The 7,395-nt window shown below is 38.3% G+C and carries 5 protein-coding genes; 1 reads left to right on the top strand and 4 read right to left on the bottom strand.

Annotation, left to right across the window (positions count from 1 at the left end; genetic code table 11):
- Nucleotides 1–1,605, top strand: a 1,605-nt coding sequence (locus FC70_RS06935) for an LPXTG cell wall anchor domain-containing protein (protein ID WP_162253446.1), incomplete at its 5' end; no start/stop codon positions are given.
- Between the two features lie 79 nt (nt 1,606–1,684).
- Here FC70_RS06935 and FC70_RS06930 read toward each other — a convergent pair.
- The 4 genes from FC70_RS06930 to FC70_RS06915 all read right to left on the bottom strand — a co-directional run bounded on the left by FC70_RS06930 (nt 1,685) and on the right by FC70_RS06915 (nt 7,172).
- Nucleotides 1,685–3,016 carry an APC family permease gene (locus FC70_RS06930; protein ID WP_145980474.1) on the bottom strand — a complete coding sequence of 444 codons (1,332 nt, stop codon included), beginning with the start codon at nt 3,014–3,016 and terminating at the stop codon, nt 1,685–1,687.
- A gap of 206 nt (nt 3,017–3,222) precedes the next feature.
- Nucleotides 3,223–4,458, bottom strand: a complete 1,236-nt coding sequence (locus FC70_RS06925; RefSeq protein ID WP_057890261.1) for a hypothetical protein — start codon at nt 4,456–4,458, stop codon at nt 3,223–3,225.
- A 117-nt stretch (nt 4,459–4,575) separates the two neighbouring features.
- A complete protein-coding gene (gene purB / locus FC70_RS06920) occupies nt 4,576–5,868 on the bottom strand; it encodes an adenylosuccinate lyase (RefSeq protein WP_057890260.1) in 1,293 nt (430 codons plus the stop codon).
- Nucleotides 5,868–7,172: an adenylosuccinate synthase gene (locus tag FC70_RS06915; protein ID WP_057890259.1), complete on the bottom strand. Its 1,305-nt coding sequence runs from the start codon at nt 7,170–7,172 to the stop codon at nt 5,868–5,870. Before FC70_RS06915 ends, purB begins: the two co-directional genes overlap by 1 nt.
- Nucleotides 7,173–7,395 lie beyond the last annotated feature (223 nt).

The following is a 7,395-nucleotide window of genomic DNA, read 5'->3' as shown; positions in this document are numbered from 1 at the left end:
TCAACTGATGCCGTTACTGGTAAAACCACGACGACTTCAACTAATGATGTTTTAGGTCATCAAGCTAATCCAGTAATTAATGGCTACACTGTTACTACTAATCCAACTGAAGCTACTACTGATCAAACCGCTAAATTGGGTGATACTGATACGGAATACAACGTAGTTTATACCAAAAATTCGCCAACGATTACCACTGACACAGTTAATAAAACTGTTCATTACGTTGATGTTGATGGGAATAAAATGGCTGATGATTTCACTAGTTCAGCCAACTTTACTACTTCAACTGATGCCGTAACTGGTAAAGCCACGACGACTTCAACTAATGATGTCTTAGGTCATCAAGCTAACCCGGTAATTAACGGCTATACTGTTACTACTAATCCAGCAGCCGCTACCACTGATCAAACCGTTAAATCAGGTGACACCGATACGGAATATACCGTGGTTTATACCAAGAATTCCCCAACGACTACGACTGATACGGTTAATAAGATCGTTCATTACGTTGATGCTGATGGTAATCAATTAGCTAATGACTTTACTAGTTCAGCCGACTTCACTTCTTCAACCGATGCCGTTACTGGTAAAACAACGACGACTTCAACTAATGATGTCTTAGGTCATCAAGCTAACCCGGTAATTAACGGCTATACAATTACTACTAATCCAACGGAAGCAACCACTGATCAAACCGTTAAATCAGGTGATACCGATACGGAATACACTGTGGTTTATACCAAGAACGCCCCAATAATTACCACTGACACGGTTAATAAAACCGTTCACTATGTTGATGCTGACGGTAATAAACTGGCTGATGATTTCACTAGTTCAGCCGACTTTACTACTTCAACTGATGCCGTCACTGGTAAAACCACGACGAGTTCAACTAATGATGTTTTAGGTCACCAAGTTAACCCTGAAATTCCTGGGTATACAGTTACTACTAACCCAGCGGAAGCAACCACTGATCAAACCGTTAAATCGGGTGATACTGATGCTGAATACACCGTAATTTATACGAAGAACACACCAACGACTACGACTGATACAGTTAATAAAACCATTCATTATGTTGATGCTGACGGTAATCAATTAGCTAATGACTTTACTAGTCAGGCCGACTTTACTACTTCAACTGATGCCGTCACTGGTAAAACCACGACGACTTCAACTAATGATATTTTAGGACATCAAGCTAACCCCGTAATTAACGGCTATACTGTTACTACTAATCCAGCGCAAGCTACCACTGATCAAACCGCTAAATTGGGTGATACTGATGCGGAATACACCGTGGTTTATACCAAGAATGCACCCACGACTACCACTGATACAACAACCCCAAAGACAACCGATGAAGTATCAGTAACGCCTAAACAACCCACAGTTACTCAACCCGTTGCAGTCATTCCAACTGCGCCTACAAAAAATACAGTAACACCAGTTACAACTACTGCTAATCCGGTAGTTACCACAACTACCAATACGCTACCCCAAACAGGTGAAAAATCATCACCTTTGATGTTGGTAGCTGGTCTATCTATGTTAATGATGATCATGTCATTCTTAGGTATCGAAATTAAAAAACAACATTAATAAATCCTTATCCAATAATAAAAGGGCTCCTAAGTAGTTAGATAAAATCTAATTACTCTGGAGCCCTTTTTATAACAAGTTAAATTTCATTACTTTGATTAGTATATTTCTTTACTAAATAAAAAACCGGTAGACCAACTGCAACAATTCCTAATGAGACAAACGAGCCCAATGGATCATTAAAAATTTGGCTAATGGTAACAAACAACGCACCGGCAATCGCAATGATTGGGGTTAATGGATATAATGGCGTTGAAAATGGACGTTCATTACCATGTTCCCGCCGTCTTAAAATAAAGACACCGATAAACGCAGCAATATAGAAACAATATACGGTAAAGATACATAAATTAGATAGATAATCCGCATTTGAAAAAGTTACCATCAAAGCAGCAATTACTAAAATTACCACTGTGGAAATCATTGGCGCATGCGTTTTTGGATTTAAATAAGCTAATTGCTTTGAAAATGGTAAATCATTTCGCTTGGCCATCGCATACATAATCCGTGGAAATGTCATGATTTTCCCATTCATACAACCCATAATCGAGATAATTACCCCAATGTTCAGCAACCGACCACCAATGGTCCCAAAAGCCTGTTGTGCTAGATAAATCGTGGTATTATCACCTAATTTACTAACCATTTTCGCTGGAATAGCATTGAAGACCCCAAAAGTCACCGCAGTATAAACGACTAAGACAAATACCAGACCCATCACAATTGCGCGCGGTAAAATTCGTTGTGGATTTTTAATTTCACCACCTAAATTAGCAATTAAAATCCAACCATCATAACCAAATAACGTAGCTAAGACGGCTACTCCAAAGGTTCCTGAGCTTTGATGGACTTGGGTAATTGTTTGCCCAATCGCTCCTTGGTGACCATAAAAAATTCCAAAAATGATAATCGCCGCAATCGGTAATAATTTAGCGAGTGTTGTAATGATCGCAAAGGCGGCGCCTAATCGATTATCTAACATATTTAAACCACCGATTAAGATCATCGAAAAAATTGCCAGTGGAATCAGCCACGCTTCACCGAGTCCAAAGAAATTAACTAATAGTAGCGCTAAGTACCCAGCTAGTGATGCAATAATGGCGGGTCCATAGACAATAATTTGCATCCACCCTGACAAAAAACCAAGTACTCGACCATAAATTTTTTCCATATAAATGTATAGTCCACCAGTGTATGGTAGTTGTGCCCCAATTTCAGCAATCGTCAGCCCCGCGGTTAAAGTTATCACCCCACCGACTACCCAAGCTAATAATGCCATTGTTGATGATCCAGCACTGTCTAAAACTGATCCTTGCTTAAAAAAGATTCCGGAACCAATCACTGTCCCCACAACTAATGCTAATGCTGACCATAATCCTAATGATCGCTTTAACTCAATGTCTTCTTTCACACGCGAAACCTCCTCCAAATAAGATAATGGTCATAAGATACCATGCAAATCACCATGATACAAATTGAAAATCAGCAACAGCTTACTTATTTCCAATAAAAAATTACCAAGAAAGCTAATTTAAACGCTTCTTAGTAATTTATTGTTCCATCATTATAAATATTTTTATAAACTTAAATACTTATAAATTATAAATATTTTTATAATTATTCTTTGCCATATAACATACTATAAAGTAATCCGAAAATATTTTGGGCGCCCGTAGATTCTGGCGAAATTTTATCTTTTGCTGCCATCCACTTAGTAAGTTCGGCTTTACTTGGAATTTTTTCAGCTTTAGGTAAAGTTTGCCCTTCGTATTGTTTTTCAAGCAACGTTAATGGGGTTGTATTACCTTCAGTTTCAATTTGGTTCTTCCAATCATCAACATTTTGACCGTTTTTAACTGCCAACATGTCTAATAAGAAACTTGCGTATCCGCCAATATTGTAACCTTCAGCAACTGCACCAGTATCACGGTAAGCCACATTATCATTTTTCAAGATTACGCCAAGCGCTTTATAAACATCCGCATCACTGTTAATTTTAGTTGGATAAGCTGCATATAGTGACGTCTTTAATTCATAATAATATGCAGTTCCTTCCATCCGGTCCCAATACATGGTTGCTTTATAATCAGCTTTATCATTTTTCTGATAGGCTTTATACGTAGCTAATGCAGCTTTGGTATTGGCTTCACGATCGCTATCATTAGTACTACTAATCGCTTTTGCTAATTGTTGCATTAATTGCATCCGATAACGACGTCCAAGTGAATCATCTGGTCGTTCATCGCTATCCTTATTACCTAATGTACTCTTAGCCCAACGATCTTGCGTAATACTATGGAACAACTCATGGCTATAAGTAATAAAGGTATCATAGGTTCCTAAATGATAATATTTTTGGAATTGATAATAGTTATTCAAACTTTTTGGTGCAATCGTCAAGAATGCCCCTGAAATACCATTACCCTTAAATGGCGACCATTGACCATTCGTTTTGATTGTTGTTTCAATATGATACTTCTTTAAATCCTTGGTTGGCATCGTCTTAATCTCACCCTTTGGCGAAATCATCCACACCTTATTAGTATCAATATCTTGCGTAATTACATATTGATCTGTTTCCGGATTATTCGGCCAATACGTACTAATCCGCTGATTATAGTTCTTAACTTGCTTCGCTAATACTTTAACGTATTCAGCACTGGTTTTGGCTTGTTTTTGTGTTTGCACTCCAAATTTAAAATCTCCCGTACCCACTGCTTTAGCGGTTGGTGTTGTCGTCGTAGCTGGTTTAAACAGCACCTTATGGCCCACAAAAGTTGCCAAATAAAGGATCGCAACAAAGCCAACGATAATTATTAACAACCATTTTAAGAATTTACCAAATTTTTTCATAATTTCCCTCTCTATGATTGATTCAGCACGTTTACTAATATAAAAGTAGCATATTAACTCTTCAATACCAAATGATATGAGTTAATATGCTACCAATAATTATTTACTTAATTAAAATTATAAACCTAATTTACCAAAGATTTCATCGACATATCGTAAATGATAATGATAATCGAAGGCATCCGCAATATCTTCCTTCGTCAGTTTTTCACTAATAGCTGGACTAGCTTCAACCAAATCACGGAATTGAATTTGTTCATCCCATGACTTGGCTGTTAGTGGCTGAACTGTATCGTATGCCGCTTCACGTGACAGACCAGATTCAATTAATTTCAACAAAATTCGTTGACTATAAATTAAACCATATGTCCGATCCATATTTTTTAACATCGTTTCTGGAAAGACAGTAAGGTTTTCTAAAATTCGACTAAAACGATTAATTGCATAGTCCAATAAAGTAGTGGTATCGGGTAAAATAATTCGTTCCGCCGCTGAATGTGAGATATCACGTTCATGCCACAATGGAATATTTTCATAAGCCGTGACCGCATGTCCCCGAATTACACGGGCAATTCCACAGATATTTTCTGAACCAATTGGATTACGCTTATGCGGCATTGCGGATGATCCCTTTTGACCCTTAGCAAACCGTTCTTCAACTTCATGAATTTCTGAGCGTTGCAGTGAACGAATTTCAGTCGCAAATTCTTCTAAACCGGTCGCAATCAAGGCCATCGTTGAAATATATTCAGAATGTAAATCACGTGGTAATACCTGACTCGCAATTGGTTGTTGATTCAATCCAAGTTGGGTCACAACACTGGTTTCTACTTCAGGTGGCACGTTCGCAAATGTTCCGACTGCCCCGCTAATTTTACCCGTTTCAACCCCGGCAGCCGCATGTTCAAAACGTTCAATATCACGTTCGATTTCTGCATACCAACGACCTAATTTAAGGCCAAACGTGGTTGGTTCGGCGTGCACACCATGAGTCCGACCCATCATGACCGTGTTCTTATATTTCACGGCTTGCTTAGCAATCACATCTTTAAACATTAGTAAATCTTGGCGCAAAATATCATTGGCTTGTTTGAGCAACACACCATTAGCAGTATCGACGACATCCGTACTGGTTAAACCATAATGGACCCATTTTTTTTCGTCACCAAGTGATTCGGAAACCGTTCGAGTAAAGGCCACAATATCATGATGTGTCGTTTCTTCAATTTCAGCAACGCGCGCAGCGGTAAAGGTCGCATTTTCCGCAATTTTACGGGCGTCTTCCGCCGGAACTTCACCTTGTTCGACCCACGCATTTGTAGCGGCAATTTCAACTTTAAGCCATGCACCATATTTATTTTCATCTGACCAAATCTGAGCCATTTCGGGTCTTGAATAGCGATCTAACATTATTTAATAGTCTCCTTTTGTCCCCAAGGGTTTTCTAAAATCATCGTTTGTAAACGATCCGGACCAACAGAAATTGTTGCGAGCGGAATGCCAGTTAATTCAACTAATCGATTTAAATAATTTTGAGCATTAATTGGTAATTTTGAAAATTCAGCAATCCCGGTAATGTCTTCATTCCATCCTGGCATTTCTTCATAAACGGGTTCACATTTAGCCAATTCCGTTAAGCTAGCTGGATAGTAATCAACTTCTTTACCATCTACTAGATAAGAAGTACAAATTTTGATGGTTTTTAAATTAGTCAAAACATCAAGTAAATTTAAGCTAAGACAAGTAATTCCAGAAACGCGACGAGCATGACGCATCGCCACGGTATCAAACCAACCAATTCGACGAGGGCGTTTGGTAACCGTCCCATATTCATGGCCAGTTTCTCGGATATAATCACCAATTTCGTCATTTAATTCCGTTGGGAAAGGTCCATCCCCAACCCGCGTTGAGTATGCCTTACTAATTCCCAAAATCGTTTCAACTTTGTTAGGACCAATTCCAACCCCAGTAGTGATCCCACCAGCAATTGGATTTGAAGAAGTCACATATGGATAAGTACCGTGATCAATATCGAGCATGACGCCTTGAGCGCCTTCAAATAAGACGTTTTCGCCATTATCTAAGGCATCATTCACTAACACGGAAGTATCAGTCACGTATTTTTTAATTTGTTGACCATATTCATAAAATTCTTCAAAAATATCATCAAATTGAAGCGGTGTAACATTGTAAATTTTTTCAAATAATTGATTTTTTTCTTTTAAGTTGGACTTTAATTTGGCTTCAAAAATATCTTTATCCAATAAATCAGCAATTCGGATTCCTACCCGAGCGGCTTTATCCATGTAAGTTGGACCAATTCCCTTATTCGTTGTGCCGACCTTTAGTTCTCCCTTGGCCGTTTCTTGGCATTCATCTAATAGAATATGATATGGCAAGGTGACATGGCTGCGACTAGAAATTCGGAGGCCACTAACATCAACACCTTTATCATTCAAATACGTGAGTTCTTCGACAATTGCTTTCGGATTGACTACGACACCGTTACCGATGACACTCAATTTATCTGAAAAGAAAATTCCAGATGGAATCAAATGTAACTTATAAGTTTCACCGCCAAACACAATTGTGTGTCCGGCATTATTTCCACCTTGGTAACGGACCACCATACTGGCATCCTGACTGAGATAATCAGTCATCTTTCCCTTACCTTCATCGCCCCATTGACTACCTACAATAACTACTGCTGACATTTTGCCACCTCATATATTGAACCCGATTACAAAACCACGTCTTGTTTTATCGTCTCATTTTTAGCCGTTTAGTTATACTTTAACCGGCTTTTCGTCACTATTATAGTGTAACAAGTCCAATCTATCTGGTCAATAGCAAAACACGAACTTTAATTACTTGTTTTTAATTAATATACGTTTTTATTATTGACTTTGAATCATGAAATGCGTATATTCTTTAGTT

This window comes from Paucilactobacillus oligofermentans DSM 15707 = LMG 22743, assembly GCF_001434315.1.
GTDB lineage: Bacteria > Bacillota > Bacilli > Lactobacillales > Lactobacillaceae > Paucilactobacillus > Paucilactobacillus oligofermentans.
This window is presented reverse-complemented; position numbering and strand designations above follow the sequence as displayed.

Coding starts and splice junctions, on each gene's coding strand:
- FC70_RS06925 (WP_057890261.1), bottom strand. CDS start 4,458: ATGAAAAAATTTGGTAAATTCTTAAAATGGTTGTTAATAATTATCGTT.
- purB (WP_057890260.1), bottom strand. CDS start 5,868: ATGTTAGATCGCTATTCAAGACCCGAAATGGCTCAGATTTGGTCAGAT.
- FC70_RS06915 (WP_057890259.1), bottom strand. CDS start 7,172: ATGTCAGCAGTAGTTATTGTAGGTAGTCAATGGGGCGATGAAGGTAAG.